Source organism: Streptomyces sp. KL2 (assembly GCF_046529545.1).
Classification (GTDB): domain Bacteria; phylum Actinomycetota; class Actinomycetes; order Streptomycetales; family Streptomycetaceae; genus Streptomyces; species Streptomyces radiopugnans.
Genome location: NZ_CP127170.1, coordinates 3318058 through 3342704, shown reverse-complemented (window position 1 = coordinate 3342704; position 24647 = coordinate 3318058). Strand labels below are relative to the sequence as shown.

Annotated in this window: 26 protein-coding genes and 1 tRNA gene; 7 read left to right on the top strand and 20 right to left on the bottom strand. The window is 72.5% G+C overall.

What is annotated here, in order from left to right; all coding sequences use genetic code 11:
• Positions 1–19: 19 nt before the first annotated feature.
• A complete protein-coding gene (locus tag QPK52_RS15190) occupies positions 20–436 on the top strand; it encodes a CBS domain-containing protein (protein WP_410538024.1) in 417 nt (138 codons plus the stop codon).
• Positions 437–668: 232 nt separating this feature from the next.
• Here QPK52_RS15190 and QPK52_RS15185 read toward each other — a convergent pair whose 3' ends face one another.
• Both QPK52_RS15185 and QPK52_RS15180 read right to left on the bottom strand, forming a co-directional pair.
• Positions 669–896, bottom strand: a complete 228-nt coding sequence (locus tag QPK52_RS15185) for a hypothetical protein (protein ID WP_410538023.1) — start codon at positions 894–896, stop codon at positions 669–671.
• Between the two features lie 91 nt (positions 897–987).
• Complete coding sequence (locus tag QPK52_RS15180) at positions 988–1248, bottom strand: DUF6332 family protein (protein WP_410538022.1); 261 nt, start codon at positions 1246–1248, stop codon at positions 988–990.
• Between the two features lie 588 nt (positions 1249–1836).
• On the opposite strand from QPK52_RS15180, the gene QPK52_RS15175 reads away from it, so the two are divergent.
• Positions 1837–1986 carry a hypothetical protein gene (locus tag QPK52_RS15175; RefSeq protein WP_410538021.1) on the top strand — a complete coding sequence of 50 codons (150 nt, stop codon included), beginning with the start codon at positions 1837–1839 and terminating at the stop codon, positions 1984–1986.
• Positions 1987–2011: 25 nt separating this feature from the next.
• On the opposite strand, the gene QPK52_RS15170 is transcribed toward QPK52_RS15175, so the two are convergent.
• Both QPK52_RS15170 and QPK52_RS15165 read right to left on the bottom strand, forming a co-directional pair.
• Positions 2012–2281 carry a hypothetical protein gene (locus QPK52_RS15170; RefSeq protein WP_410538020.1) on the bottom strand — a complete coding sequence of 90 codons (270 nt, stop codon included), beginning with the start codon at positions 2279–2281 and terminating at the stop codon, positions 2012–2014.
• A gap of 5 nt (positions 2282–2286) precedes the next feature.
• On the bottom strand, positions 2287–2850 hold the full coding sequence (locus QPK52_RS15165) for a DUF5994 family protein (protein WP_410538019.1): 564 nt from the start codon (positions 2848–2850) through the stop codon (positions 2287–2289).
• Positions 2851–3429: 579 nt separating this feature from the next.
• On the opposite strand from QPK52_RS15165, the gene QPK52_RS15160 reads away from it, so the two are divergent.
• On the top strand, positions 3430–4473 hold the full coding sequence (locus QPK52_RS15160; protein ID WP_410538018.1) for a fatty acid desaturase family protein: 1044 nt from the start codon (positions 3430–3432) through the stop codon (positions 4471–4473).
• Between the two features lie 128 nt (positions 4474–4601).
• On the opposite strand, the gene QPK52_RS15155 is transcribed toward QPK52_RS15160, so the two are convergent.
• From QPK52_RS15155 to QPK52_RS15120, 8 genes are all read right to left on the bottom strand, one after another.
• Positions 4602–6305, bottom strand: coding sequence for a SpoIIE family protein phosphatase (locus QPK52_RS15155; protein WP_410538016.1), 1704 nt, complete (start codon positions 6303–6305; stop codon positions 4602–4604).
• 711 nt (positions 6306–7016) lie between these two features.
• Positions 7017–7268 carry a hypothetical protein gene (locus QPK52_RS15150; protein ID WP_410538015.1) on the bottom strand — a complete coding sequence of 84 codons (252 nt, stop codon included), beginning with the start codon at positions 7266–7268 and terminating at the stop codon, positions 7017–7019.
• A gap of 382 nt (positions 7269–7650) precedes the next feature.
• Positions 7651–8085 (bottom strand): DUF5959 family protein, encoded by a 435-nt coding sequence (locus QPK52_RS15145; protein WP_410538014.1) that lies wholly within the window; start codon positions 8083–8085, stop codon positions 7651–7653.
• Positions 8086–8444: 359 nt separating this feature from the next.
• Positions 8445–8744, bottom strand: a complete 300-nt coding sequence (locus QPK52_RS15140) for a hypothetical protein (protein ID WP_410538013.1) — start codon at positions 8742–8744, stop codon at positions 8445–8447.
• A 447-nt stretch (positions 8745–9191) separates the two neighbouring features.
• Positions 9192–9941: a transposase gene (locus tag QPK52_RS15135; protein ID WP_410538012.1), complete on the bottom strand. Its 750-nt coding sequence runs from the start codon at positions 9939–9941 to the stop codon at positions 9192–9194.
• Between the two features lie 114 nt (positions 9942–10055).
• Entirely contained in the window at positions 10056–10277 is a 222-nt protein-coding gene (locus QPK52_RS15130; RefSeq protein WP_410538011.1) for a hypothetical protein, read from the bottom strand.
• Positions 10274–10630, bottom strand: coding sequence for a hypothetical protein (locus QPK52_RS15125; RefSeq protein WP_410538010.1), 357 nt, complete (start codon positions 10628–10630; stop codon positions 10274–10276). The genes QPK52_RS15130 and QPK52_RS15125 overlap by 4 nt, the downstream gene beginning before the upstream one ends.
• 280 nt (positions 10631–10910) lie before the next feature.
• Positions 10911–10983 (bottom strand) — tRNA-Thr (locus tag QPK52_RS15120).
• Between the two features lie 225 nt (positions 10984–11208).
• On the opposite strand from QPK52_RS15120, the gene QPK52_RS15115 reads away from it, so the two are divergent.
• The 3 genes from QPK52_RS15115 (at position 11209) to QPK52_RS15105 (ending at position 14004) form a co-directional block, all read left to right on the top strand.
• Positions 11209–12306 carry an ABC transporter ATP-binding protein gene (locus tag QPK52_RS15115; RefSeq protein WP_410538009.1) on the top strand — a complete coding sequence of 366 codons (1098 nt, stop codon included), beginning with the start codon at positions 11209–11211 and terminating at the stop codon, positions 12304–12306.
• 324 nt (positions 12307–12630) lie between these two features.
• Positions 12631–13041, top strand: a complete 411-nt coding sequence (locus QPK52_RS15110; RefSeq protein WP_410538008.1) for a hypothetical protein — start codon at positions 12631–12633, stop codon at positions 13039–13041.
• A gap of 219 nt (positions 13042–13260) precedes the next feature.
• The gene (locus QPK52_RS15105; protein ID WP_410538007.1) at positions 13261–14004 is read left to right on the top strand and encodes an NDP-sugar synthase; all 744 of its coding nucleotides are present in this window, start codon (positions 13261–13263) and stop codon (positions 14002–14004) included.
• A gap of 92 nt (positions 14005–14096) precedes the next feature.
• Here QPK52_RS15105 and QPK52_RS15100 read toward each other — a convergent pair whose 3' ends face one another.
• From QPK52_RS15100 to QPK52_RS15075, 6 genes are all read right to left on the bottom strand, one after another.
• Positions 14097–15668 (bottom strand): DoxX family protein, encoded by a 1572-nt coding sequence (locus QPK52_RS15100; protein WP_410538006.1) that lies wholly within the window; start codon positions 15666–15668, stop codon positions 14097–14099.
• 310 nt (positions 15669–15978) lie between these two features.
• Positions 15979–16932, bottom strand: a complete 954-nt coding sequence (gene rlmB / locus QPK52_RS15095; RefSeq protein WP_410538005.1) for a 23S rRNA (guanosine(2251)-2'-O)-methyltransferase RlmB — start codon at positions 16930–16932, stop codon at positions 15979–15981.
• A 115-nt stretch (positions 16933–17047) separates the two neighbouring features.
• Positions 17048–18460 (bottom strand): cysteine--tRNA ligase, encoded by a 1413-nt coding sequence (gene cysS / locus QPK52_RS15090; RefSeq protein ID WP_410538004.1) that lies wholly within the window; start codon positions 18458–18460, stop codon positions 17048–17050.
• A gap of 97 nt (positions 18461–18557) precedes the next feature.
• Positions 18558–19061 carry a 2-C-methyl-D-erythritol 2,4-cyclodiphosphate synthase gene (gene ispF, locus QPK52_RS15085; RefSeq protein WP_410538003.1) on the bottom strand — a complete coding sequence of 168 codons (504 nt, stop codon included), beginning with the start codon at positions 19059–19061 and terminating at the stop codon, positions 18558–18560.
• Positions 19051–19836, bottom strand: a complete 786-nt coding sequence (gene ispD, locus QPK52_RS15080; protein WP_410538002.1) for a 2-C-methyl-D-erythritol 4-phosphate cytidylyltransferase — start codon at positions 19834–19836, stop codon at positions 19051–19053. Before ispD ends, ispF begins: the two co-directional genes overlap by 11 nt.
• Positions 19837–20354: 518 nt before the next feature.
• Positions 20355–20837 carry a CarD family transcriptional regulator gene (locus QPK52_RS15075; RefSeq protein WP_093658831.1) on the bottom strand — a complete coding sequence of 161 codons (483 nt, stop codon included), beginning with the start codon at positions 20835–20837 and terminating at the stop codon, positions 20355–20357.
• Positions 20838–21436: 599 nt separating this feature from the next.
• Here QPK52_RS15075 and QPK52_RS15070 point away from each other — a divergent pair.
• Positions 21437–22129, top strand: a complete 693-nt coding sequence (locus tag QPK52_RS15070) for a DUF461 domain-containing protein (RefSeq protein ID WP_410538001.1) — start codon at positions 21437–21439, stop codon at positions 22127–22129.
• Positions 22130–22332: 203 nt separating this feature from the next.
• Here the strand turns inward: QPK52_RS15070 and QPK52_RS15065 are convergent, their stop codons facing one another.
• Together QPK52_RS15065 and QPK52_RS15060 are read right to left on the bottom strand one after the other, a co-directional pair.
• The gene (locus QPK52_RS15065; protein ID WP_093658825.1) at positions 22333–23013 is read right to left on the bottom strand and encodes a response regulator transcription factor; all 681 of its coding nucleotides are present in this window, start codon (positions 23011–23013) and stop codon (positions 22333–22335) included.
• Entirely contained in the window at positions 23010–24530 is a 1521-nt protein-coding gene (locus QPK52_RS15060; protein WP_410538000.1) for a sensor histidine kinase, read from the bottom strand. Before QPK52_RS15060 ends, QPK52_RS15065 begins: the two co-directional genes overlap by 4 nt.
• Between the last annotated feature and the right edge of the window lie 117 nt (positions 24531–24647).

Below are 24647 nucleotides of genomic sequence, written 5' to 3'. Positions count from 1 at the left end.
GGCACACAGGAGGACCACCATGCCGAAGGCACGCGAGATCATGACCGAGGGCGCGGAGTGCGTGAGCGCCGACGCCAACGTGCTCGAAGCGGCGCGGAAGATGACCGAGTTCGGTGTCGGCGCGCTCCCGATCTGCGGAACCGACAACCGCCTGAAGGGGGTTGTGACCGACCGGGACATCGTCGTCAAGGTCCTGGGCGCCGGGAAGGACCCGTCGCAGGTGGCGGCGGGCGACCTGGCCCAGGGCGAGGCCGTGACCATCGGCGCCGACGACGACGCGGACGAGATCCTGCGCACCATGAGCACCCATCAGGTCCGCCGGCTTCCGGTGATCGACGGACACGACCTGGTGGGGATGGTGGCGCTGGCCGATGTGGCCCGCGCCCTGCCCGACCGCGCGGTCGGCGACGTCCTGGAGGCCATCTCCGCCGCCTGACCTCCGCGGCGGGACGCGTACCGCGAGAGCGGTGCGGAACGTATACGCAGAGGGCGGCGGGACGCCCGACCGGCGCCCCCGCCGCCCTGTCGGCGTTCCGGAACGGGCGGCCCCGACGGCCCGCTCCGCGCTTGCGGCGGCCGGACCGCGGCAAGCGCCCCCGCCCGGGCCCCCGGAGGCCCGTACCACCGGACTGCGGCCACGGGCACCGCGGCCGCGCTCGCACACGACCTCAGCAGGGCTCCCTCTCCCGCTCCTCCACCACGGAACCGCGGGCCCTCCGCCGCCCCGACCAGGCCGCGCTCCCCAGGCTCAGCGCACCGACGCAGGCGATGGCCGCCAGGGCCCAGTGGCCCGTACCGCCGCCCGGGCGGAGGGCCAGCGCGACGTTGATCGTGCCCACCACGACCCAGCACAGGGAGCCGAGGGCCTGGAACATCCAGCTCTTCTCAGACGACACGGCATCACCTCCCCGTGTCCGTCTGCCCCTTCGGCGGGCGGGAAGTCATGTTCCGGGCCGAGGCCCGCGGCCATCCGGTACGCGAAGGCCCTCACCCGGCCCCGTCCGTCCGCCTCTTCCGCCGCCGCGTGTCGAAACCCCACAGGACGCCGACGATCCGCCACAGCAGCACGGCCGCCGCCAGGACGGTGGCGGTGCCCGTGACGGCCCTCGCGGCGGAACCCTCCACACCGAACAGGAGGACCGGACTCGCCAGGACCAGCCACACCGCCCCCGCGAGGAGGGCCGCGGAGACGACGGCGTAGCCGATCTCCACCGTGATCGCGTCCCGCTCCGCCTGATCGCGTGCCATCGTCCCGTCCTTCCCTCCGGCCGTGATGTGGAACTTCCCGCATCCGGACGCGCTGGAACCTACCAACCGGGACCGCGGCACGGCGCCCGGCCGCCCATGTCTCCCGGACGCTCCCTGCGGGTGCGCGGCGGGCGCGGCGGGGCCACACCGACGTAGGCGCGGATCCCGAACGACGAGGTCCACCGGTGCGGTGGGGTCGCCGTCTGCTCCGGGGAGGGTTCGGCCATGGGTGGCGCTCCGGGCTCCGGCCGTGTGCGGACCACCGGGAGTGCCCTCTCCCCTGCGGGCGGCCGTTCACCGCGAGCATCCGTCTCGCCCGTTTCGCTCCGCCCGCTCCCGGAAGGCAGCCCGGCCGGCGGTGACTCCGCTCCGTGTGGTCTGCCTGTTAACCGCATGAGGACCGGCGTGCGGGCCGTGAAGCGGACGAACCGAGCGGAGGCATTCGCGGGCTCCGCCTAAGGACTCGCGGGTCTGGTCGTGGTCGTTCCCGGAGGTCTGGCCGGTTACCGGCCAGGAAGACACGGGTCCTGCCGGGTGAGCGGTGTCCACGGTGAGGTGGAGTCCGGTGCCGCCTTCACTGTGGGCGGGATGGCTGCGCTGTCCGGCGGCGAAGCAACCGCGCAGGACCTCCGCGACGCGGCGGGCGACCTCGGGGACGCCGCGACGATAAGGACCTCGGCGTACCCGGCCGAGGGCATCGGTTCTTCCGGCTCCATGGTGAACCCGTTTCCCGGGTGAAACGGCGTGTTGACGAGTGGTGCGTTCAGTCGCGGCCCTTTGTTCGCCTGGCCGGGGCGAGCCGACGTCGTCCGGAATGCCCGTCACGGTGCTCGCGGCGGATGTGAGTACCGGGCGGTCCGCCGGTCGGACGCCACCGCTTCGGCTTCGGGCCAGGGCCACCGGGCCCGGACTGGGCGTCGCTGTAGCGGAACGTTGTGATCCGTTCATCGCGCTGGGCGTTGAGCCGGTGGATCACGAGGGCTCCCAGCACGATCACCCCGATGATCACTGCCACGGTGATGCCGATCTCCACGATCCTCACAGCCTCTGCGTTCGGTGTTCGACCTCGGTCAGACGCGGACGCGGCGAGAGGAAAGCCCCCACCGGCCGCCCTCCGCTCCCGATCCGGGGCTCCGCGACGGTGCGGATCCCCTCCTCGCGCGCCATGAGCCCGCCGGCCGTGAGGAGACTTCCCACCACGGTCGCTACGGACATCGGCCAGGCGGCCGTCTCGCCTGTCGTCTCCGGCGGGACCACCAGCAGCTCACAGCGGCCGGCGGCGTGGGAGAGCAGGATCAGTTCGTACGGGTGGTGCTCGTCCAGGAACCACCCGACGCGCACCGTGCGCCCGGTGACGCGCACCTCACGCGGAACGACGGGCCAGCCGGTCGGGTCAACGGTGGCGCGGGTGACACGTCCCCAGCCGTCGTCCAGCATGTCCGTCAAGGCGGGGAGCTCACGGGAGAGATCACGGGACCGGGGCCACCAGACACCGTCCACCCCGGGGAGCCCCGGAAGCACACGGATCGCGGTCAAGGCCAGGCGGGCCGGTGGCGAGGGAACGCGCACGCCGGTCGGCGTGGGGTCGATGGTAATGGTCATGGCGCGAACCCGCCTCCGGGCTCGGTTTCTCTCCGACTGCCCGGTGTAGTCACTCGCCGGGAACGACACCTGCGTGGAGGCATGTGCACGAAGTACTCCCGGTTCTTCAAGCCTACTCCGCCCCATGACGTGCCGCGGGCCCGCGACCCCACACACCCCGGGGAGTCCGGCCCCGGCCGCCTGCGGGAACGGGCCGTCCCACATGCCGTGGTGCGGAACGGCCCTCGGTGGAAGCGCCCCGAACGGTTCTCCGCTTTCCGACAACGACACGGGGGTGAAGGACGAAAGGACGAGGGTCCCCTGCCCGTGCGGTGAAGGACGGACAGGTGCGGTCTCCGTGATCGACCGCACATCGCGAAGCCTGCCAGGAAAGGCCCCGCGAGGAGCACGCGGTGGTGGTCCACACCACCCAGGAGCGGGCTGGCGGGGCCGGCCGGGTTTCCGCCCCGCCGACCCGGGCACCACGACCGAGCGGAGCGAGGACGACCACGCACGACACCGAACTGCTCCACGTATTCGCCTGTGCCCGGCCATGGCCCGGACCACGTCACCGTACTCCGATGAGAAGGACGCACCTCCATGACCACGCACTCCACCTCCCACCCTCCGCCCCCGCACGCGTCCGGCAGCGAATTCGCCCGGCTGTCCAAGAAGATCACCGCCGCCGGCCTCATGGAGCGCCGCCCCGGCTACTACGCCGTCCGGATCACATCGGTGACCGCGCTCTACGCCGTCGGCTGGGTCGCCTTCGTCCTCGTCGGCCGCAGCTGGTGGACCCTGGCCGTCGCCGCCTTCCTCGCCCTGGCCTTCGGCCAGGTCGCCCTGCTCGCCCACGACGTGGCCCACCGCCAGGTGTTCCGTCTACGCGGGCCCAGCGAGACGGCCGGGCGGATCGCCGGGGCGTACATCGGAATGGGCTACGGATGGTGGCAGGACAAGCACACCCGCCACCACGCCAACCCGAACCACGAGGGACTCGACCCCGACATCGCCCCCGACCTGCTGGTCTGGTCCCAGGACCAGGCCCGCGCCGCCAAGGGGTTGCCCCGTCTGATCGGCCGCTGGCAGGCTTTCCTGTTCTTCCCGCTGCTCACGCTGGAGGGCCTGAACCTGCACGTGGCGAGCGCGCGGGCACTGGCGAACCGCTCCCTGAGGCACCGCGCACTGGAAGGAACGCTGCTGCTCGCGCACTTCGCGGTCTACCTGACCGCGCTGTTCCTGGTACTGCCGCCCGGTATGGCGATCGCCTTCCTCGCCGTCCACCAGGGCCTGTTCGGCGTCTACCTCGGTTCCGTCTTCGCCCCCAACCACAAAGGCATGCCGATCCTGACCGGCGAGGACCGCCCGGACTTCCTGCGCCGCCAAGTGCTCACCTCGCGCAACGTGCGCGGCGGCCGGTTCGTCGACATCCTGCTGGGCGGGCTGAACCACCAGATCGAGCACCACCTGTTCCCCAGCATGCCCAGCCCCAACCTGCGCAGGGCACAGCCCATCGTCCGCCGCCACTGCGAGGAACTGGGGGTGGACTACCTGGAGACCGGCCTGCTCACCTCCTATCGGCAGGCCCTCGCCGGCCTCCACCGGTCCGGAACCCCGATCCGGAACTCCCGCCTCCCCGCCTAGCCACCGCCACCGGCACCGGTGGAACGACGGAGGCCATCACGCCTCGGTCCGGGAATTCCCACGGGACCCTCACCGGAAGGAGTCCTGGCGGGTCGGCCAGTGGTCCGCCGTCTCGTTCTCACCGGGGCTCAGCCGGGGACGCGCAGGGCGAGGAGTGCGATGTCGTCGGTGCTGCCGGGGGGCATGCGGGCCAGGATCCGGTCGCAGAACTCGTCCAGGGGACGCCGGGCGAGAGCGGCGGCGTGGCGGCGGAGGCGGCCCAGGCCGGTGTCCAGATCGGTGCCGGGGACCTCGACCAGGCCGTCGGTGTAGAGCAGGAGGGTGGAACCGGAGGGAAGGGGCGCTGTGGCGTCGAGGCGCCTGCCGTCGCCGAGGCGGGCGCCCAGGAGGAGGCTCTGCCCCTGTTCGAGGTACTCGGCGCGCCCGTCCGGTGTGGCCAGCAGGGGCGGTGGGTGGCCGGCGCTGGTCCACCGCAGTCGCCAGGGACCCTCCTCGGGCCCCTCGACACGGGCCAGGACGAGGGTGGCCATGGGGACGTCGGTGATGGCGGGCAGGGCGTCGTCGAGGCGGTCGACGACGGCGCTGGGCGGTCCGGTGCGGTCCCAGGCCAGGACGCGCAGCATGCCGTGGAGTTGGGCCATGCCCGCCGCGGCGGCCAGGTCGTGGCCGATGACGTCACCGATGACCAACGCAGTGGCGCCGTCACGCAGGGGGAAGGCGTCGTACCAGTCACCGCCCACCTGGGAACCGGCGGGGGCGGGCTGGTAGCGGGCGGCCAGGCGCAGCGGGCCGGGCTGGGGCAGGGAGGCGAGCAGGTTGCGCTGCATGGCCTCGGCGATCTCGCGCTGACGGCCGAAGAGGCGGGTGTTGTCGATGGCCAGGCCGACGCGTCGGCCTATGTCGGCGGCCAGCGCCAGGTCGGCGGCGCCGAACGGCCGGGCGGCGCCGGTACGGACGAGGGTGAGGGCACCGATGACCTGCCGGGCGGCTCCCAGGGGCACGATGACGGCGGAGGTCGCGTCCAGCGCGTGGAGGAAGCCGGCCTGTGCGGCGGCCAGGGGGGAGTCGGGCGGCGCGGCGATCTCCCCGGGGCCCAGCAGCACGGGTTCACCGCCGTGCAGGACCCGCACCAGAGGGGAACGGGAGGGCCCGGCCGCCGGAAGGGCGCCCCGCCACGCCTCCCGCCCGGCGTCACGGCCTTCGGGGCCGGTCACCGCCACCCTGCGGACCTCGTCCTCGGCGCACAGGTCGATGGCGGCCCAGTCCGCCAGCCGGGACACCAAGAAGCGGCCGAGCCGGCTGAGGGCCTCCTCCGTGTCGAGGGTCTGGGTCAGGACCGCGGTGATCTCCGCCACCAGGGCCATCCGGTCGGTGAGGTCCTCCAGCGCTGTCACATGCGACGTCCTGTCCTCGGGCGCCTCCGGGCGGGCGGCGGCACGGGCGAACAGCAAGGCCGCGCCCGCTGCACGGCCGTCCCTGGTGACGGGAGCGCCGGACCAGGCGACCTGGACCGAACGCCCGTCGCCGCGCAGGAAGCCGTCCTCCCCGCCGTGGGCCGGGGCGCGGCCGGTGAGGGCCGCGTACAGGGGGCAATCCTCGTGCGCGCCCGCCGTGCCGCCGGGGTGGCGGTGCAGCAGGCCGTGGAGGTCCTCCCCCGTCATCGCCGCTGCGGTGCGGCCCAGCAGCTCCTCGGCGGCGGGGTTCACCTCGACGACCAGACCGGAGGGGGCCACCACGGCCAGGCCGGCGCCCAGATGATCGAGCGCCTCCCACCAGAACGCCGGCTCCGCCGCCCATCGCCGGCCCTCGCCACCGGCAGCGTCCTGGAACACGTCGACTCCTCGGGTTGGTGGAAGATCCGCCGGCGGCTGCCGGACGACGGCGATCGGCGGCCGTCACCGTTGACGGTTCCCGGGGGCGGGGAAGCCGTACCGGGTGAAGCGGCGATTCCTCGGAGCCGGATTACGCCGACCCGCGCCGGCGAAGGGCAGCAGCGGCACAGGGCTTCTCCGCGCGGGGTGCGGACGGCGGAAGCCGGGGCGGGCTCATCAATCTTCTCCGGGAGGGGCCGGCCGGCCAGCGCTCTCCACATCGTCCACGTGACCGTGGGCGCCGAGGATGCTGAGTGCGGCCCGTCCCTGGCACCGCCGGCGCCGGGGCGGTCAAGCACCGGTCAGGCAGAGGAGAGCGGCGAGCCGGGCGGCGGTGAGACAGTCGTCACCGGTCCGAACGGCGCCGCCCCGTCCGGCGGCGGAACGGCCAGTGATCTCCCATCCGCTCACGCAGCACTCACACAAGCCGGGCCGGAAGAGACGCCGAAGGAGGAGCCCGGCTTCGCGGAGGTGCCTCCGGTACAGCAAAACCGCATGTCACCCGGTTTTCGCGAGGTGATCCTGCGGTTTCTCCCCAGAGCCGCCTGTCGGGTTCGAACCGACGACCTTCGCTTTACAAGTTCGATCACGTAGCCATGTATTCGGTGCTCAGCTCCACCGTGACTTCTGTTGGTGATTGTGGAGGTCCGCTCTCATCCGCTGTCGTTGATGTCAGCGATGGATGTCAGGCACTGGTTCGATGACATCGCCCCACACCTGGCTGCTCCACGGGTTCCCGCCGACTCCGAGGCGTGCCGCGACGACATCGTCGAGGAAGTGGGCCTGAGCCTCGTCGATTGCTTCGTCGGGCCACCACAGGGAGTCGCACTCGGTACAGAGGAGGAAAGGAGTGCCGTCGGACTTGAAGCGGTACGGGCGCACCCAGTCCTGCTGGCAGCGCGGACAGAGCAGTTGAGCTGGCACGGCCGACACGCTACCTGGGGCATGCGCACGCTTTCCAAGCCTGTGGGTGGCCCACTGACGTTGTCCACCGTCGTTCACCTGCGTCTATGCCCGTCCGCCGGCGCCCCTCGGCCGCTACCGCTGCACCGCGCTGAACGAGCGCGAACGCTGGCGAATGAGACGGAAACCGAGACGGCTGACGCCGGGCTGCGCCGGCCGCTCGTCCACGGTGTTCTTCTGGTCTGTAGCTCTATGTGGATTGGTTAGCGCGGGTCAGGCCGGTCATCGTCGGGCCTTACAGGGGCACTACCGGACGTGATCGGTTGCTGGGGTTGCAGTACTTCGCTGCTGTACCGGGCACTCGCCTACGTATGACGACGACGGTAGTACTGTCCGAAGCTTCTCAGTCTGCTGGAAGTAGGTGCGCCCATACGGCACGAAGTCTTTCGAGCAAGACACGCTGCTCGTCGATCCAGCCGCGGTCCACATCAAGGGAGATGGCCAGCCGGGTGGTTTGCTGGTCGTCGATGGTGACCGTGATTCGATCGTGGTCGTTCTCTCGCCAGTCCAAACGGATGCCTATTTCGGCGACTCGCGCAGCCTCGCGCCAGACGGCGTTGCGCCCTGCGGCATCCTCGTCCAATACGTGCGCCCAACTGGGCAGGTCTCTTGGCTCCACGAAGGTGTCGTGAATGCCGGACACGAAGTCGTTGTGAACCAGAAGCTGTCCCTGCACATCCGGGATGCCCGGGGCGTACGAGTCGTTCAACTGGACTACGACACTGCCGTCGTGTTTACCGATGATCCGCAGCAGTGTGAACCGCTCGTGCTCCTCCATGCCCCACCCTCGGGTGCTCGATCTTGTGCGGACACTACGCACTCTAAGTGGCACCACTGACTCACCTAGGACGGAAGATCGCGTACGCGCTTCCGCCCTGACCTGGCACTTTGCTGAACTGCGCGAACCCTGGCATGCGTTCGGGATGGCCCATTGCTCCCTGTGGCCCCCTGCGATCGGGCACGTAGGGGGCACGGTCTCCGACCGACCCGCAATCAGAAGCCGAAGAAGTGACGCGGGCTCTCGCTGACCTGGAGGCCTTCCAGCGACCAACGCTATGACCTGCGGCTTACCCGCCGATGGTTGTCAACGTTGGTCGCCGTTGGCTGCCCTCGGACGGCCCAGCAACGGCCCGGCCATCAGTAGCGGAAACGCGCAGAGTCTCCGTTGACGCGCAACAGAAAGTCTGTGATGGGCTCGCTTCCGTCCTCTGGAACCAGCTCGAGTTCCAACGCGTAGATGGCCTCGTCGGCCTCCATGGCGGCATCGGTGTCCTGCCGCTCCCAAGCAGCGTGTGAAGCCTCGAAGAGAGGCCTGAGGGCGGGCCAACCGCTCGAAGCCTCGAATCGACAGTCATGCCAGAACATGTCGACGCCTTCGAGGGAGAGCTTGCCGACCTCTTCCTCACCACGGCGCAGTCGCCACACGTGGTCGCTCATCTCCGCTCCTCTCGACCAGAGAGGCGCACCGTATCGCGTGGTCGGTGTGGAGAGGCTTGGGCGGGAGCTGCCTTGGGGCGAGAGATCGGGGCCCGTACGCTGGCCGCGAATCGGGCTGGCTCCTGGCCTGCCCGCAATAGCCCGATGTGGGCCCCGATCTTCGAGGCTCGCCTCAAGGTGGCTGCCTAAAGCCTCGGAGCGCCGGCCCCCAGCCACGACCGTGGTTCTCTCCCTGGCGTGCTCGGTCAGCCGCGCGACCGGCGGAGCCGGGGGCGGAGCGGGGCGGAGACAGGAGCGGCGCCCCCGGCGGTGAGCCGGGGAGCGCGCGGCGAGCGGAGCGAGCCGACTTGAACTAGTAGAGAAGGTTGTTACTCAGTCGGCCGGTTGGGCTGGCGCTGGCGGCCCTGCTCGATGGTGTAGGCGACCGTCTCGGCACAGTGAGCATTTTCAGCGTTGCCTCTCCAGGGTGAGGACGGCGGCTGCGACTGCGATGAGGCGGGTGGGGCTGCAGCGTGCGTGTCGGAAGATTCGCCAGGATTTCAGACGGGCGACTCCGCGTTCGACGGATGCCCGGGCGGCGGACAGAGCCCGGTTGACCGTCCGCTCGGTGGGCGTGAGCTCGCCGTTCGGCGGGCGGCGTTTCGCGGTGGTGACCCAGTCACCGGCACCGAGGTAGGCCATATCGGCGAGGACCAAAACGCCCTGCCGCTCGCAGATCCGGATGATCCTGTGCGTGCGGGCCGCGGTCAGGTCGTGGGTCCGGCCCGACAGCGCGGGCGACAGCCACAGGATCTCCCCGGCCGGGTCCGTGACGACCTGCACGTTCACCCCGTGCCGCTTGTGCTTGGAGGAGTAGTCGGCCCGGCTGTCGCCGACCCGGTCGCACTCGGCGAGCGTTCCGTCGAGCAGGACGTGATCGGGATCGGCTTCCCGCAGGACCCGCAGTAGGCCGGGCGCCCGGCGGGCGAGGTGGCCGACGACGGCGGTGACGTAGGCGTGGGCGGTGCCGACGGATATGCCGAAGCCGGCAGCGATGTGTGTGAGCGGGTCATGTCGGCGGAGGTAGATCAGGGCGACGAGAGCACGCTGATGCGGCCGGAGCTTGCAGCGGCGGTCACCCTCACGGGTGACGATGAGCATGGTGACCCACTCGACCAGGGCGTGCGGCAGGTCGAGTGAGGCAGGATAGGGAACCAACGAGGCTCCTGAGCTGATGAGTTGAGACGTCGAACACCTCTCTCAACGGCACAGGAGCCTTGTGCGTTGCGGAACGCCGGCCGGTCACCCGATCAGTGGCCACTCTGAAAGAGCTCAGTGGATGACCATCTGGAGACGGTTGAGGACGTCGCGGCGGGCGGCCTCGATGAGGTCCTGATGCGTGGGGGTCGGTTCGGTGCTGGTCTTGGGGGTCCAGAAGCCGCGGTGGCTGTGTTCGGTGACGATGACGTGGCAGGCGTGGACGACGGCGTTCAGGGCTGCGGTGATCTCGTAGCGGTACAGCTGCTCGTTGTCGGCGGCTCGGTCGTGGGTCACAGATACGGCCTTGTGGTCGGTTGGGCGGTGAGCAGGTAGCGGACGGTGTCGTCGCAAACCGTGTGGGTGTAGGGCGTGCCGGAGGCGAGGACGGCTAACGCGTGTTCGTGGGCCTGGTGGTCGTGGAGCCAGGCCAGGACGGTGCGGGCGGCTGGTGGGTCGAGCTGGTCGCTGATGTGGTCGGCTCGTTGTCGTAACCACCGCAGGGCGAGTCGCGGTGAGTCGGCTGCGTGGGCGCCGAGCCAGGCGGAGGGCACCTTCGTGGTCCTGCTGCTCCTGGGGCTCGGGCTCCGGGACGCCCTGACCGCGCCTTCCGCCTGGGTGTGGTGCGAACCGCTCGGGGTGGTGGTCATGGGTGTCGGACTGATGTGGTGGCGTCATCCGCCGCTGCTGGTTCTGGGTCCTGTCCTGATCGCCGTCGGCGGCGGCGTCGCTCTGGCCTATCGCTGGGGTGCCCTACCGCGCCGAGGCAGGGTGGCCCGGTACAGGCTTCCGCCGCTCTGAGACGAGCGAGGGACCGTATGGCGGGCGAAGACGCTCCGGGCCAGCCGGCCACCCTCGTTGATGTCACCCGTGGATGTCAGAAGCCCCGGGCCGGTCTTGGCTCGGGGCTTCGTCCCTGTTCGGGCTGTGAGCCGCCTGTCGGGTTCGAACCGACGACCTTCGCTTTACAAGAGCGGCGCTCTACCAGCTGAGCTAAGGCGGCGTGTGCGGCGGCGCCGCGGGACCGGCGGGGCCTCGGCGCGTACGCAGTGTGCAGTGTACCTACTTCCCGGCGCCGGCCCGGAGCCTTTCGTGACCGTGAGGGTACTGACAAGACAACCCCCGGCGGGTTACCGTCGGCGCACGTTCACACAGGTTCACACATGTGGAACGCGACCTTTACTCGGATCGTCCGGCACGTTCCTGCCGGTGAAGGAGACAACCGACCATGGCCTCGGTCACGTATGACAACGCCACCCGGATCTACCCGGGCAGCGACAAGCCCGCCGTCGACAAGCTGAACATCGAGATCGAGGACGGCGAGTTCCTCGTCCTCGTCGGCCCCTCCGGCTGCGGCAAGTCCACCTCCCTGCGCATGCTCGCGGGCCTGGAGGACGTCAACGGCGGCGCCATCCGCATCGGTGACCGCGATGTCACCCACCTTCCGCCGAAGGACCGGGACATCGCCATGGTGTTCCAGAACTACGCGCTCTACCCGCACATGACCGTCGCCCAGAACATGGGCTTCGCGCTGAAGATCGCGGGCGTGCCGAAGGACCAGATCCGCGCCAAGGTCGAGGACGCCGCGAAGATCCTGGACCTGGAGCCGTACCTGGACCGCAAGCCCAAGGCGCTCTCCGGCGGTCAGCGGCAGCGTGTGGCGATGGGCCGCGCGATCGTCCGCGAGCCGCAGGTGTTCCTCATGGACGAGCCGCTGTCGAACCTCGACGCCAAGCTCCGCGTCCAGACCCGCACCCAGATCGCCGGCCTCCAGCGCCGCCTGGGCATCACCACGGTCTACGTCACCCACGACCAGACCGAGGCCATGACCATGGGCGACCGGGTGGCGGTGCTCAAGGACGGTCTGCTGCAGCAGATCGACTCGCCGCGCCACATGTACGACAAGCCGGCCAACCTCTTCGTCGCGGGCTTCATCGGCTCCCCGGCGATGAACCTGGTCGAGGTGCCGATCGCCGACGGCGGCGTGAAGTTCGGCAACAGCATCGTGCCGGTCGAGCGCGACGCCGTCGCCGAGGCCGCCAACAAGGGCGACAAGACCGTCACGGTCGGCATCCGCCCCGAGCACCTGGACATCGCGGGCGAGGGCAGCGACGCCGGTCTGGCCGTCACCGTCAACGTCGTCGAGGAGCTGGGCGCCGACGGTTACGTCTACGGCACCGCCCAGGTCGGCGGCGAGGCGAAGGACCTGGTGGTCCGCGTCGGAGGCCGCGAGGTGCCGGAGAAGGGCGCGGTCATCCACGTGGTGCCGCGCGCCGGCGAGACCCACGTGTTCTCCACCTCCACCGGCGAGCGCCTGACCGACTGAACGGCCGAGCACGTCGACGGCTGAGCGGCCGTCCTACGAACGGCCGGCAAGGGGCCCGTACCTCCGCGAACCGCGGGCGTACGGGCCCCCGGTCGTCCTGCGGCTCCCGGGGCGGGGCCGTGTCACCCGCCGCCCCCGGTCCGCGGTCCGCGGTCCGCGGTCCGCGTCAACACGAGGACATCGCCGCACCTGGGACTACGGGGTTCCCCGTCACTCGCGAGAGTGACGGAATGTCGCCAAATCACCACTCCTCGCTACCATCGCAAACGCCCCGGAACGGGCTCCCCGACACCCGATACCGTCCTTCGCGAGGAAGACTCCACAGTGAATCAGGCAGCGCGCCGCATCGGCCGAACTCTCGCCCTCGTCCTCCCGGTCGTCCTGGTCCTGTCCGGGACCCTCGCCGTCACTGCCGTTCCCTGGGCGCCGCAGTCGGGGACGCAGGTGCTGACCGCCTCCGCGGAGCGGACGGCCCCCCGCGACAGCCCCCGTGCCCCGCACGAGGTGGTGCGCGACCGGCTCGTCGCCGAGCTCCAGCAGAAGGACCCGGGCACCGCCCTGACGGGCCTGCAGAAGGAGATCGCCCGCCGGCCGTCGCTGGCGCGGCACTGCACCTCCATCGCCCGCGCACTGGGCCGGGCCGCGGTCGAGAAGTACGGACCCGCGCGCGCCCACGCCTACTCCCGTCCCGTGTGCGACACCTCCTTCGCAGCGGGCGTCGCCGACGCCCGCTGACCGACCGGCGCGGCCCCCGGATGCGAGGGGGCTGCTCCGCCGTACGTACCGCGTCCACGGTGCCTGCCGCGTCGCCTGCCGCGTCCATCGCGCCTCGCAGTCCTCCGCCCCTCTCCCCCGTCCCGCCCCTCCCGCGTCTTCCGCGTGCCCGGGCGCGGCCGCGGCCGCACGGGGCGGATGCCGGAGGAGCCCGGGACCGGGTGCGCATATCGTCACCGCATGACACTCGACGACCAGCTCGCGCACACGTATCCCACCCAGGCCGTGATCCTGGCCGGAGGCCAGGGGTCGCGGCTGCGTCCGTACACGGACGACCGCCCCAAGCCGATGGTCGAGATCCCCGGCACGGGCACCCCGATCATCGGCCACCAGCTCGCCTGGCTGGCCGCCGAGGGCGTCACCGACGCCGTGGTCTCCTGCGGCCATCTCGCCGAGGTGCTCCAGGAGTGGCTGGACGGCGCCGGCCTGCCGCTGCGGGTGACGACCGTCGTCGAGAAGGAGCCCCTCGGCCGCGGCGGCGGCCTGAAGTACGCCGCCGCCTCCCTCCCCCGCCCCGACGAGCCGTGGTACGCCACCAACGGGGACATCTGGACGCGTTTCTCGCTGCGGGAGATGGCGGAGTTCCACGCCGAGCGCGACGCGACCGCGACTCTCGCGCTGGCCCGTCCGCGCATCCCCTGGGGCGCCGTGGAGACCGACGAGTTCGGTCACGTCCTGGACTTCATCGAGGCCCCGCCCTCGCCGTACCTGATCAACGCGGGCGTCTACGTCTTCTCCGCGCCCTTCACGGCGCTGCTGCCCGATCGCGGCGACCACGAGCGGACCACCTTCCCCCGGCTGGCGCGCGAACGCGCCCTGGCGGGCTTCCCGATCCCGCAGGGCGCGTACTGGCGGGCCATCGACACCGCCAAGGACCTCAGCGAGGCCGCCAGGGAACTCGTGGGCCACGGCCGTTCCCGTTAGTCCGGCCCGTTAGTCCGGCCCGTCGGTCCGGCCCGGGTGTGCCCCGGTGGGCGGCACCGGGGCCGCGGCCGTGGCCCGCGCGAGGGTCCCGCTCAGCCCAGCAGGCCGCCCAGCGCGCCGCCGCCGCTGCCACCGCCGTCGCCGGAGCCCGCTCCGCCGTCGCCCCCGTCGCCGTCGTCCTCACCGCCGCCCGTGCCGCCCGCGGCGCCGGTGTCCCCGGTGCCGCCCGGGCCGCCGGGTCCGGTCGGGACGTCCGGCTCGGGCACGGGCGGGGCGGCGGGCTGCCGCGGCGCCTCCACCGTCTGCCCCTGGCTCGGCGTGCCCGGCCGCTCCCCGGTGCCGGTGCTGCCCGCGCGCGGGGTGGCGTCCCCGGTACCGGAGGTGGACGGGCTCGGCGACGAGCCGTCGCCCGCCCCCGGCACCCCCGCTCCCGTGCCCGATGTGGACGGGCTCGGACCGCCGGTGGACTGCTGCGGCAGCGGCGAGCCCGGCTGGTTGTTGATCAGCGGCTCGCCCGGCCGGGGCACGGTGGCCAGTTGCGCCGAGCGCACCGCGCTGCCCAGCACCGAGCCGACCAGCAGCGTCAGGCCGAGCACCACCGCGGCGACGGCCGCGCCGCGCCGCAGCACGCGCCGGCGCAGCTCCCACACCTCCACGCGCGGGCCCAGCCGCCGCCAGGCCTCGCCCGCCAGGCGCGCGTCCAGCGAGTAGTACGGCGCCCCCGCGATGACCAGCGGGCTCCAGGCGGCCAGGTAGATGAAGTCCGGGGCGTCGTACACCGGGACCGTGCGCCAGCTCACCGTCAGGATCAGGGCCGCCGACAGCAGCGCGCCGAGGCCCGCGGCGGCCCGCTGCCACAGTCCCATGAAGGTCAGCACGCCGATGACGATCTGGAGGAAGGCCACGGTGAGCCCGGCGCCGACGGGGTGGTCGACCGCGAAGTCGCGCAGCGGAGCGGCGACGGCCCACGGCTGGAGCGAGCCCAGCCAGGCCACCAGGGAGCCGCGCTCGTCGCCGTCGAAGTAGACCGGGTCGCAGAGCTTGCCCATCCCGGCGTAGACGGAGACGAAGCCGAGGAGGATCCGCAGGGGCAGCAGTACGACGCCGAGGTTGATGCGGCGGTCGGGGTAGAAGCCGTGCCGGGCGTGACGGCGGGCCTCCTCGCGCGGGTCCTCCTCCTCCTCGTATCCGTCCGGCCCGTCGTATCCGTCGCCGTATCCGTCGTCGTAGCCGTCCTGCCCGTCGTCGTACGCGTCGCCGTACCCGCCGTCGCGGTCACCGGCGGCGGGCTCGTACGGCTCACCGGGCTCGTACCGCTCGAAGGGGCGGAGCGGGGCGCCCGGTGCGTCCGACGCGCCGTACGCGCCCCCGGCCGGGCGCACACCCGCCGGCAGCGGGCGCTCGGGCGGCCGGGGTGCGCGGGGGGCGATGATCGTGGGACCGCCGCTGCCGGGGGTGTCGCCGAGGGCGGGGAGCACCGTGGTGCGCGGGCCGCCGTCCGGGCCCGGCGCGGGACGCGGCACCACGCGCGGCAGCACCTGTGTGGTGGCGTTGCCCGCCTCGTCCCCGCCCACGCCGTCCGCGCCCGCGCTCGCGCGGCGTACCGCCTGGAGCAGCCGGGTGGCCCGTACGTCGCCGGGCTCCGTCCGGCCGCTCCACACCACGGGCGCGCGCCGCCGGCCGCCGGGCGGCGGACCGGGACGGCGCCGCGCACCGCCGGCGGCACTTCGGCCCCGGTCAGCACGCGGCCGCGGGGCGGCGGCGAGGCGAGCCGCACCCGGAAGCTGGCGTGGTTGACGACGACCTCGGCCGGGTCGCTGGGCACCTTGACCGTGCTCAGCACCGGCTCGTCGTCGAAGAAACCGCGGGGTGTTCTGGTGTCCACACTCATCTAACCGAGTGACGGACGCATAGGACACTGCCTTGACGGTCCCGATCTGTCGGGGGCCCGTCAAGGCCCGGGCGGGCGCGGGGTCACGCGCGGCGGCGGCGGGCGACCTCGTAGAGGGCCACGCCCGCGGCGACACCGGCGTTGAGGGACTCGGCGCCGCCCGGCATCGGGATGCGCACCCGCATGTCGCAGGTCTCGCCGACCAGCCTCGACAGGCCCTTGCCCTCGCTGCCGACCACGATCACCAGCGGGCCGTCGAGCGCGGCCACGTCCTGGATCTCGGCCTCGCCGTCGGCGGCCAGGCCGACCACGAACAGGCCCTCCTTCTGGTACGCCTCCAGGGCGCGGGTGAGGTTGGTGGCCCGGGCGACCGGGGTGCGTGCGGCGGTGCCGGCCGACGTCTTCCAGGCGCCCGCGGTCATGCCGGCCGCGCGGCGCTCGGGGACGACCACGCCGTGGCCGCCGAAGGCGGCGACGGAGCGGACCACCGCGCCCAGGTTGCGCGGGTCGGTGACGCCGTCGAGCGCGACGATCAGCGGGTCCTCGCCGTCGTCGTAGGCGGCCGCGGACAGGTCCTCGGGGTGGGCGTACTCGTAGGGCGGGATCTGGAGGACCAGGCCCTGGTGGTTGAGGCCGTTCGTCATCCGGTCCAGTTCGGGGCGCGGGGCCTCCATCAGATGGATGCCGCCGCGGTCGGCGGCGAGCTTGAGGGCCTCGCGCACGCGCTCGTCGTTGTCGATGAACTGCTGCACGTACAGCGTGCTCGCGGGCACGCCCTCGCGCAGCGCCTCGACCACCGGGTTGCGGCCGACGACCAGTTCGGAGGTGCCCTTGCCGCCGCGCCGGGCCGCGGGGCGGCGGGCGGACTGGCGGGCCTTGGCGCTGGCGATGCGGTTCTTGACGTGGCCCTTGCGCATCTCGGCGGGCGGCGTGGGGCCCTTGCCCTCGAGGCCGCGGCGCCGCTTGCCGCCACTGCCGACCTGCGCGCCCTTCTTGTTGGACGTACGGCGGTTCGGGCGCTGGCTGTTCCCGGCCATCGGGATCACTCATCTCTTCTTGCTGCTCGGTGGAACTCGGTGGAGTCCGGTGGAGTTCGGTGGAACGGGTGGGCGGGCGGGGGTGGTTCGAGACCGCGCTCCGGGTCGCGCGGGCTCAGCGGGCGTCGCGCGAGCCCAGTTCCCAGCGCGGCCCGGACGGGGTGTCCTCGATGACCAGGCCGGAGCGCTGGAGCTGGTCGCGGATGGCGTCGGCGGTCGCGTAGTCCTTGCGGGCGCGCGCCGCCTGACGCTGCTCCAGCACGAGCCCGACCAGGGCGTCCACGACCGAGGCCAGTTCCTCGCCGCGCCCGGCGGAGTCGCCGCCCGCCCAGTGCGCGTCGAGCGGGTCGAGGCCGAGCACGCCCAGCATCGCCCGTACGCCGGCCAGCGCGCCGGACACCGCGTCCTTGTCGTCCTCCGCCAGGGCCGCGTTGCCCTGCCGGACGGTCGTGTGGACGACGGCGAGCGCCTGCGGGACGCCGAAGTCGTCGTCCATGGCCGCCGCGAACTCGTCGGGCACCTCGGCGGCCGGCTCCACGGAACCGGCCCGCTCCACGGCCCGCTGGACGAAGCCCTCGATGCGGCCGAAGGCCGCCTCGGCGTCGCGCAGGGCGTCCTCGCTGTACTCGATCGTCGAGCGGTAGTGCGGGGTGCCCAGGTAGTAGCGGAGCACGATGGGCCGCCACTGCCGGACCATCTCCGAGACCAGCACCGAGTTGCCCAGCGACTTGCTCATCTTCTCGCCGCTCATCGTCACCCAGGCGTTGTGCAGCCAGTAGGCGGCGAAGTCGTCGCCGTACGCCCTGGACTGGGCGATCTCGTTCTCGTGGTGCGGGAAGACGAGGTCGACGCCGCCGCCGTGGATGTCGAAGGCGCGGCCCAGGTACTTGTGGGCCATCGCCGAGCACTCCAGGTGCCAGCCCGGGCGGCCGGGGCCCCAGGGCGTCTCCCAGCTCGGTTCGCCGGGCCGGGCGGCCTTCCACATCGCGAAGTCGCGGGGGTCGCGCTTGCCGGTCTCGCCCTCGCCGGAGGGCTGGCGCAGGTCGTCCAGGTCCTGGTTGGACAGGGAGAGGTAGCCGGGGAAGGAGCGCACGTCGAAGTAGACGTTGCCGTCGGCGGCGTAGGCGTGGCCGCGGTCGATGAGTTCGCGCATCATCTGGACCATCTCGGGGATGTGGCCGGTGGCGCGCGGCTCGTAGGTGGGCGGCAGGCAGCCCAGCGCGGTGTAGGCGTCGTCGAAGGCGCGCTCGTTGGCGTAACCGATCGCCCACCAGGGGCGGCCCTGCTCCGCGGACTTGGCGATGATCTTGTCGTCGATGTCCGTGACGTTGCGGACGAACGTCACGTCGTAGCCGCGGTGGGTGAACCAGCGGCGCATGATGTCGAAGTTCAGCCCCGACCGGATGTGACCGATGTGCGGGGCGGCCTGCACGGTCGCGCCGCACAGGTAGATCGAGACGCGGCCCGGTGCGAGCGGGGTGAAGTCACGGATCTGCCGGGCGCTGGTGTCGTACAGGCGAAGAGTCACGGGTCAAGGGTAGTCGGAAACGCAAGGGGGGCGGTGCGGGCCGGACACGGACCGGTCGCGGACCGGGCTCCGGGGCGGGCTCCGGGGCGGGCCCGGGTCAGGCGCGGCGCACGACCAGCGCCGTGGCGACGGCCGCCAGCCCCTCGGCGCGGCCGGTCAGGCCCAGGCCGTCGGTGGTGGTGCCGGAGACGGACACGGGCGCGCCGGCCGCCTCCGAGAGCGCCTTCTGCGCCTCCGCGCGGCGCTTGCCGATCTTGGGCCGCACACCGATCACCTGGATCGCCACATTGCCGATCTCGAAGCCCTCGGCACGGACGATCCGGGCGGCCTCGGCCAGCAGCACGGTGCCCGCGGCGCCGGACCACTCGGGGCGGCCGGTGCCGAAGTGGGCGCCCAGGTCGCCGAGTCCGGCCGCCGAGAAGAGGGCGTCGCAGGCGGCGTGCGCGGCGACGTCGCCGTCGGAGTGCCCGGCCAGGCCGTACGCCTCCCCCTCCCACAGCAGGCCGGCGCACCACAGTTCGCGGCCCTCCTCGAAGGCGTGCACGTCCGTGCCGATGCCGACCAGCGGCAGGGCGGGGGAAGAGGTGCGCTCAGAAGCCATCGGTGACCCTCCGGCGGGCGAGCACGGCCTCGGCGAGCACGAGGTCCAGGGGGCGGGTGACCTTGAAGGCCTCCTCGTGGCCCGGCACCAGCACCACGGGCACGCCCAGCCGCTCGACCAGCCCGGCGTCGTCGGTGGCGCCCTCGCCCTCGCGCGGTGCGTCCGCGTGGGCCTTGGCCAGGACGGTCCGGTCGAAGCCCTGGGGGGTCTGCACGGCGCGCAGCAGGGACCGTTCGGGGGTGGCCACGACCGGCTCGGGCTCCCCGGCCGGCGTGCCGGGCGCGATCTGCTTGACGGTGTCGGCCACGGGCAGCGCGGGGACGACGGCGGGTGCTCCGGCCCGTACGGCGGCGGCCACGGCCTCCACCGTCTCCACCGGGACCAGCGGGCGGGCGGCGTCGTGGACGAGGACGGTGTCGATGTCGCCGGGCAGCGCCGCCAGCCCTCGTGCGACCGACTCCTGGCGCGTGCCTCCGCCGGTGACGACCATCACGCCGGTGTCGCCGGCGGACTGGGGCAGGGGGTGCTCGTCCAGGAGCGTGCGGACGGCCGCGGCACCGTCGGGCGGTGCCACGACGACCACGAGCGAGACCGTACGGGCGCGGGCGACCGCGCGGACGGCGTGGACGAGCATCGGGGTGCCGCCGAGCGGGCGCAGCGCCTTGGGGGCGCCTCTGCCGAGCCGTACGCCGCGGCCCGCGGCGGGGATGACCGCCGCGGTGCGGGGGGACGGCGCGCCGTCGATCGCTTCTGCGTGCCTGGTTTCGTCTGGCATTGGTCGCCCGTTCAGGTTTGTTTCCTCGGCGGAGGTGGGTATGGCAATCAGCGTGCCGGGTGCGAGGCCCCGACCGGACCCTTCCGTGACGACCGGTCGAGCAGCCGCCCGGGCCCGGCGCTTCCGGCACCGGGCAGCCCGGCACCGGGTATCGCGGGCGGCCCGTACGGCCCCCGTACAACCGCATTCCGGCAGCCCCGCGCATCGGAGAACCCGACGGACACCCGTGTGCGCTCCCCCGGCATGCCGCAGCGCCCGGCGACGACTGATGTCGCCACCGGGGCGCCGCGGCACTCCTCGCGTCCGCCGGCCGGTGGCCGCCGGAGCCGCGACATGTGTCGCCTTCACGTCCCGCATGTCTTGCTGACGGATGGTGGCGGACGGCGGGCGTCCGTCACACACAGGGGCCGGACACGGGCGGCGGTCCTTGTCCGGTACGCCGCACCGGTCACCGCCGGCTCGCCGGAGCCGCCGGGCCGGGCGGGTGCCGTCCGGTTCAGGACGCCAGGACGTCCGGTTCAGGACGCCAGGACCTCGTCCAGCAGCGTCTCGGCCTTGTCCTCGTTGGTGTTCTCCGCGAGAGCCAGCTCGCTCACCAGGATCTGGCGCGCCTTGGCGAGCATCCGCTTCTCACCGGCGGAGAGTCCGCGCTCGCGTTCCCGGCGCCACAGGTCGCGCACGACCTCGGCGACCTTGATGACATCGCCGGAGGCGAGCTTCTCCAGGTTCGCCTTGTACCGGCGGGACCAGTTGGTCGGCTCCTCGGCGTAGGGCGCGCGGAGCACCTCGAAGACCCGGTCGAGGCCGTCCTGGCCGACCACGTCACGCACGCCGACGAGCTCCGCGTTTTCCGCCGGGACGCGCACCTCCAGGTCGCCCTGGGCGACCTTCAGAACCAAGTAGGTCTTGTCCACGCCTTTGATCTGGCGAGTTTCGATAGCCTCGATCAGCGCGGCCCCGTGATGGGGATAGACCACGGTGTCGCCAACCTTGAACGTCATGTGACAGGTACCCCTTCCGTGGCTATCCAGGGTAACACGGGAACGCCCTCTTCTGAATGGCGTTTTCGCAGGTCAGGGCATATCTCGGGGCTTGACAACAACGCCCGGATCGTGCTGCGCGGCCCCCCGGAGGGCAGGAATCCGCAGGTCGGAGGGGGTCTGCGCGGGGCGGGAATCGCACGCGGAAGCGCTCCGCAGAGCTTGACCGAAACACCTGTACGTCCGTTTTGTCGGTATCGTTGATCCGGTCGAACGGCCGGAAGCGAATTGATCAGCGCACGGGCGAACGGCCCCGGGCGGTGTTTTCCGGCGAACTTCCCCGCCTCCTTCACCGCCACTTCCCCGGAATGCTCGTAATCGTTCGTACGGACGTGCAGTCGATATTCCGCGGAACGCGCCCCGCCGGCTCCCGCCCGTCTCCCCGGCCTCGCGCGGAAACCTCCCCCGCCTCCCCGCGCTCCGCCCGGGATCCCCTCGCGCCCGCGCCGGATGCGGAACCCGGAGGGCTGTGGGGCGGGTCGGGTGCGGGGGCGTTTCGCGGGGTCGGTACTCTGAGCCCGCCGACAGACCCATCCATCCCGCAAGGAGTTGCCGCCGCCGTGAGCAGCAGCCTTCGACGCGGCGCCCTCGCCGCCAGCTCTCTCGCGCTCTCGATCGCGTCCCTGACCGCCTGCGGGGCCGGGCCGGACGCGCAGAGCCTGAACATCAACCCCGACAACGCCTCGGCCGAAGTCGAGGACATCAAGGTCCAGAACGTCAACGTCGTCACCTCCGAGGAGGGCTCCGGCCCCGCCTCCGTCTCGGCGCGCATCTTCAACGGCGGCACCGAGGACCAGACGCTGGAGTCCATCACGGTGGACGGGCAGCGCGTGGAGCTGAGCCCGGCCGAGGGCGAGCAGGAGCTGACCGTTCCCGCGGGCGGCTCCCTGGCGCTCGGCGGCGAGGGCAACGCCTCCGCGATCATCAACGATCCCGAGCAGGCCGGCATCAAGACCGGCAACGCCCAGCCGCTGGTCTTCGAGCTCAGCTCGACCGGCCGGGTGGAGCTGCGCGCCACCGTGGTCCCGGCCGCGGGCACCTGGAAGGACTTCGGCCCCAGCGGCGCCCCGGCGCCGACCGAGTCCGGCCTGCCCGACCCGGACGCCTCCCCGACCCAGACCCCGGGCGCCCCCGAGGAGGACGACCCGGACGGCCAGGACGAGGGCGCCAACGACAGCGGCGACGACGACACCCAGGGCGAGATCGGCAACTCCCAGGAGGACGGCGGCACCGAGGACAACGGGGGACGGTGACCCCCGTCCGGCCCCGCCCCGGCCGGCGCGCGAAGGCCGCCCGGGGCACGGACGCGGGTGGGGGCCGCTCCTGATCGGGGAGCGGCCCCCACCCGCGTCGCACCGCGTCGGCCGCCGCCGCGCCGGATCCCGGGCGCGGCGGGACCCGCGGGGTCCCCTGGTGAGCCGGTCACGGGCCCCTTCACCGGCCCGTGACGGACCCGTCACGGCTCGAACTTGTAGCCCAGCCCCCGCACCGTCACCAGGTAGCGGGGCGCGCTCGGGTCCGGTTCGATCTTGGCGCGCAGCCGCTTGACGTGCACGTCCAGCGTCTTGGTGTCGCCGACGTAGTCCGCGCCCCAGACCCGGTCGATGAGCTGCATGCGGGTCAGCACGCGCCCGGCGTTGCGCAGCAGCATCTCCAGCAGGTCGAACTCCTTCAGCGGCAGGTCGACCTTGGCGCCGGAGACCGTCACCACGTGCCGGTCCACGTCCATCCGCACCGGCCCGGCCTCCAGCGCCTGCGGGGCGGCCTCCTCCGGCTCGCCGCGCCGCCGCAGCACGGCCCGGATCCGGGCCACCAGCTCGCGGGAGGAGAAGGGCTTGGTCACGTAGTCGTCGGCCCCTATCTCCAGGCCGACGACCTTGTCGATCTCACTGTCCTTGGCGGTCACCATGATGACCGGCACGTTCGAGCGGCCGCGGAGCTGGCGGCACACCTCGGTGCCGGGCAGTCCCGGCAGCATCAGGTCGAGCAGCACCAGATCGGCGCCGTTGCGCTCGAATTCCTCCAGCCCGTCCGGGCCGGTGGCCGCGATGGCCACCTCGAAACCTTCTTTGCGCAGCATGTACGACAGTGCGTCGCTGAACGATTCCTCGTCCTCGACGACGAGCACTCGGGTCACGGGAGGACCTCCGGGGCGGGATCAGGGTGGTGATCGGTGGAGTCGTGGGGGGGTCGGTGGGTCCCGCGGGGAAGACCGCGGGGCGTGGTGGGGTTCCGGTGGGAGGCTCCGTACGGGGGCACGGGGCCGTCGCCCACGCCGTACGGGCCGCCGTACGGGGGGTCGTCGGGGGTGCCGGCGCCGGTCGGGCCGGCGTCGGCGGCGGAACCGGTCAGGTCGCCGACGGCGGCGGGGTGGTCCGGGCCGGGACCGACTCCGTGCACGTCGTCGCCGTCGTCGGGGTCGCCGTCGTCGAATTCCGCCGGCTCGCGCAGCGCGCCGCCGGCCCGCTCCCTCTCCAGCCTCCGGGCTTCGGCGCGCTCGCGCGCGCTGGCGGCCTCCGGCAGGCGCAGGGTGAAGGTGGAGCCCTGGCCCTCCGCGCTCCACACCGTGACCTCCCCGCCGTGCGAGGCGGCCACGTGCTTGACGATGGCCAGCCCCAGGCCGGTGCCTCCGGTGGCCCGGGAGCGGGCCGGGTCGACGCGGTAGAACCGCTCGAAGATCCGGTCCTTGTCCTTGTCCGAGATGCCGATGCCCTGGTCGGTCACCGCGATCTCGATCATGTCCCCGCCCGGGGCGGCGACCCGGCGTCCGGCGATGCCCACCCGGGTGCGGGCCGGGGAGTAGTTCACGGCGTTCTCCACCAGGTTGCCCAGCGCCGCCGCGAGCTGGCCGCGGTTGCCCCACACGTGCAGGTCGGCGGTGCCGCCGGTGGCCATGGTGATCTGCTTGGCGCCCGCCGCCTGGCGGCAGCGGTCGATGGCCTCGGCCACCAGCTCGTCCACCCGGACCGGTTCGGAGTCCTCCAGCGGGTTGTCGTTCTGCACCCGGGAGAGGTCGATCAGCTCCTGGACGAGGTTGGTCAGACGGGTCGCCTCGGTCTGCATGCGCCCGGCGAAGCGCTCCACCGCCTCCGGGTCGTCGGAGGCGTCCATCACGGCCTCCGACAGCAGCGACAGCGCGCCGACCGGGGTCTTCAGCTCGTGGCTGACGTTCGCCACGAAGTCGCGCCGCACCGCCTCTATGCGGCGGGCCTCGGTCAGGTCCTCGACCAGCAGCAGCACCAGCCGGGAGCCCAGGGGCGCCACTCTCGCGGAGACCGCCAGTGCCTCGCCCCGGCCCGTCCCGCGGCGCGGCAGGTCCAGCTCGACCTGGCGGATCTCACCGTCGCGTCGGGTGTCGCGGGCCATCTTGAGCATCGGCTCCACCGTGAGCCTCCCGCCGCGCACCAGCCCGAGGGCGTACGCGGCCGAGCTGGCCTTGACGACGGCGTCGGCCTCGTCGAGCACCACGGCGGAGGAGCGCAGCACGGACAGCACGGTGTCCACTCCGGGCGGCAGCACCGCCTCGGTGTGCAGCGAGCTGCGCGTGGGACGGGTCTGCTCGCGTTCGCTCCAGCGGAACGCGAGCATCGCGAACACGCCGGTGCACACCCCGGCGATCGCTGCCGCTGCGGCGACCGCCGCGTTCACGTCCATGCGTCCAGGTTATGCGGGCTCCGGAAGACCGCCCCAGCCGTTCGGGCACCTGCTCGAACAGACGTCTCCGAGAGTTCACGTCGGTGTCGGTGCCGGTTCACTTGGTCGGGCGGAACC

Bases quoted from the DNA above. Each gene is read 5' to 3' on its own strand.
- QPK52_RS15115 (WP_410538009.1), top strand. From the start codon at position 11,209: ATGGCCTCGGTCACGTATGACAACGCCACCCGGATCTACCCGGGCAGC.
- QPK52_RS15145 (WP_410538014.1), bottom strand. From the start codon at position 8,085: ATGGAGGAGCACGAGCGGTTCACACTGCTGCGGATCATCGGTAAACAC.
- ispD (WP_410538002.1), bottom strand. From the start codon at position 19,836: ATGCCAGACGAAACCAGGCACGCAGAAGCGATCGACGGCGCGCCGTCC.
- QPK52_RS15140 (WP_410538013.1), bottom strand. From the start codon at position 8,744: ATGAGCGACCACGTGTGGCGACTGCGCCGTGGTGAGGAAGAGGTCGGC.
- QPK52_RS15190 (WP_410538024.1), top strand. From the start codon at position 20: ATGCCGAAGGCACGCGAGATCATGACCGAGGGCGCGGAGTGCGTGAGC.
- QPK52_RS15075 (WP_093658831.1), bottom strand. From the start codon at position 20,837: ATGACGTTCAAGGTTGGCGACACCGTGGTCTATCCCCATCACGGGGCC.
- QPK52_RS15165 (WP_410538019.1), bottom strand. From the start codon at position 2,850: ATGACCATTACCATCGACCCCACGCCGACCGGCGTGCGCGTTCCCTCG.
- rlmB (WP_410538005.1), bottom strand. From the start codon at position 16,932: ATGGCCGGGAACAGCCAGCGCCCGAACCGCCGTACGTCCAACAAGAAG.
- ispF (WP_410538003.1), bottom strand. From the start codon at position 19,061: ATGGCTTCTGAGCGCACCTCTTCCCCCGCCCTGCCGCTGGTCGGCATC.
- QPK52_RS15175 (WP_410538021.1), top strand. From the start codon at position 1,837: ATGGCTGCGCTGTCCGGCGGCGAAGCAACCGCGCAGGACCTCCGCGAC.
- QPK52_RS15160 (WP_410538018.1), top strand. From the start codon at position 3,430: ATGACCACGCACTCCACCTCCCACCCTCCGCCCCCGCACGCGTCCGGC.
- QPK52_RS15125 (WP_410538010.1), bottom strand. From the start codon at position 10,630: ATGACCACCACCCCGAGCGGTTCGCACCACACCCAGGCGGAAGGCGCG.
- QPK52_RS15105 (WP_410538007.1), top strand. From the start codon at position 13,261: ATGACACTCGACGACCAGCTCGCGCACACGTATCCCACCCAGGCCGTG.
- QPK52_RS15060 (WP_410538000.1), bottom strand. From the start codon at position 24,530: ATGGACGTGAACGCGGCGGTCGCCGCAGCGGCAGCGATCGCCGGGGTG.
- QPK52_RS15180 (WP_410538022.1), bottom strand. From the start codon at position 1,248: ATGGCACGCGATCAGGCGGAGCGGGACGCGATCACGGTGGAGATCGGC.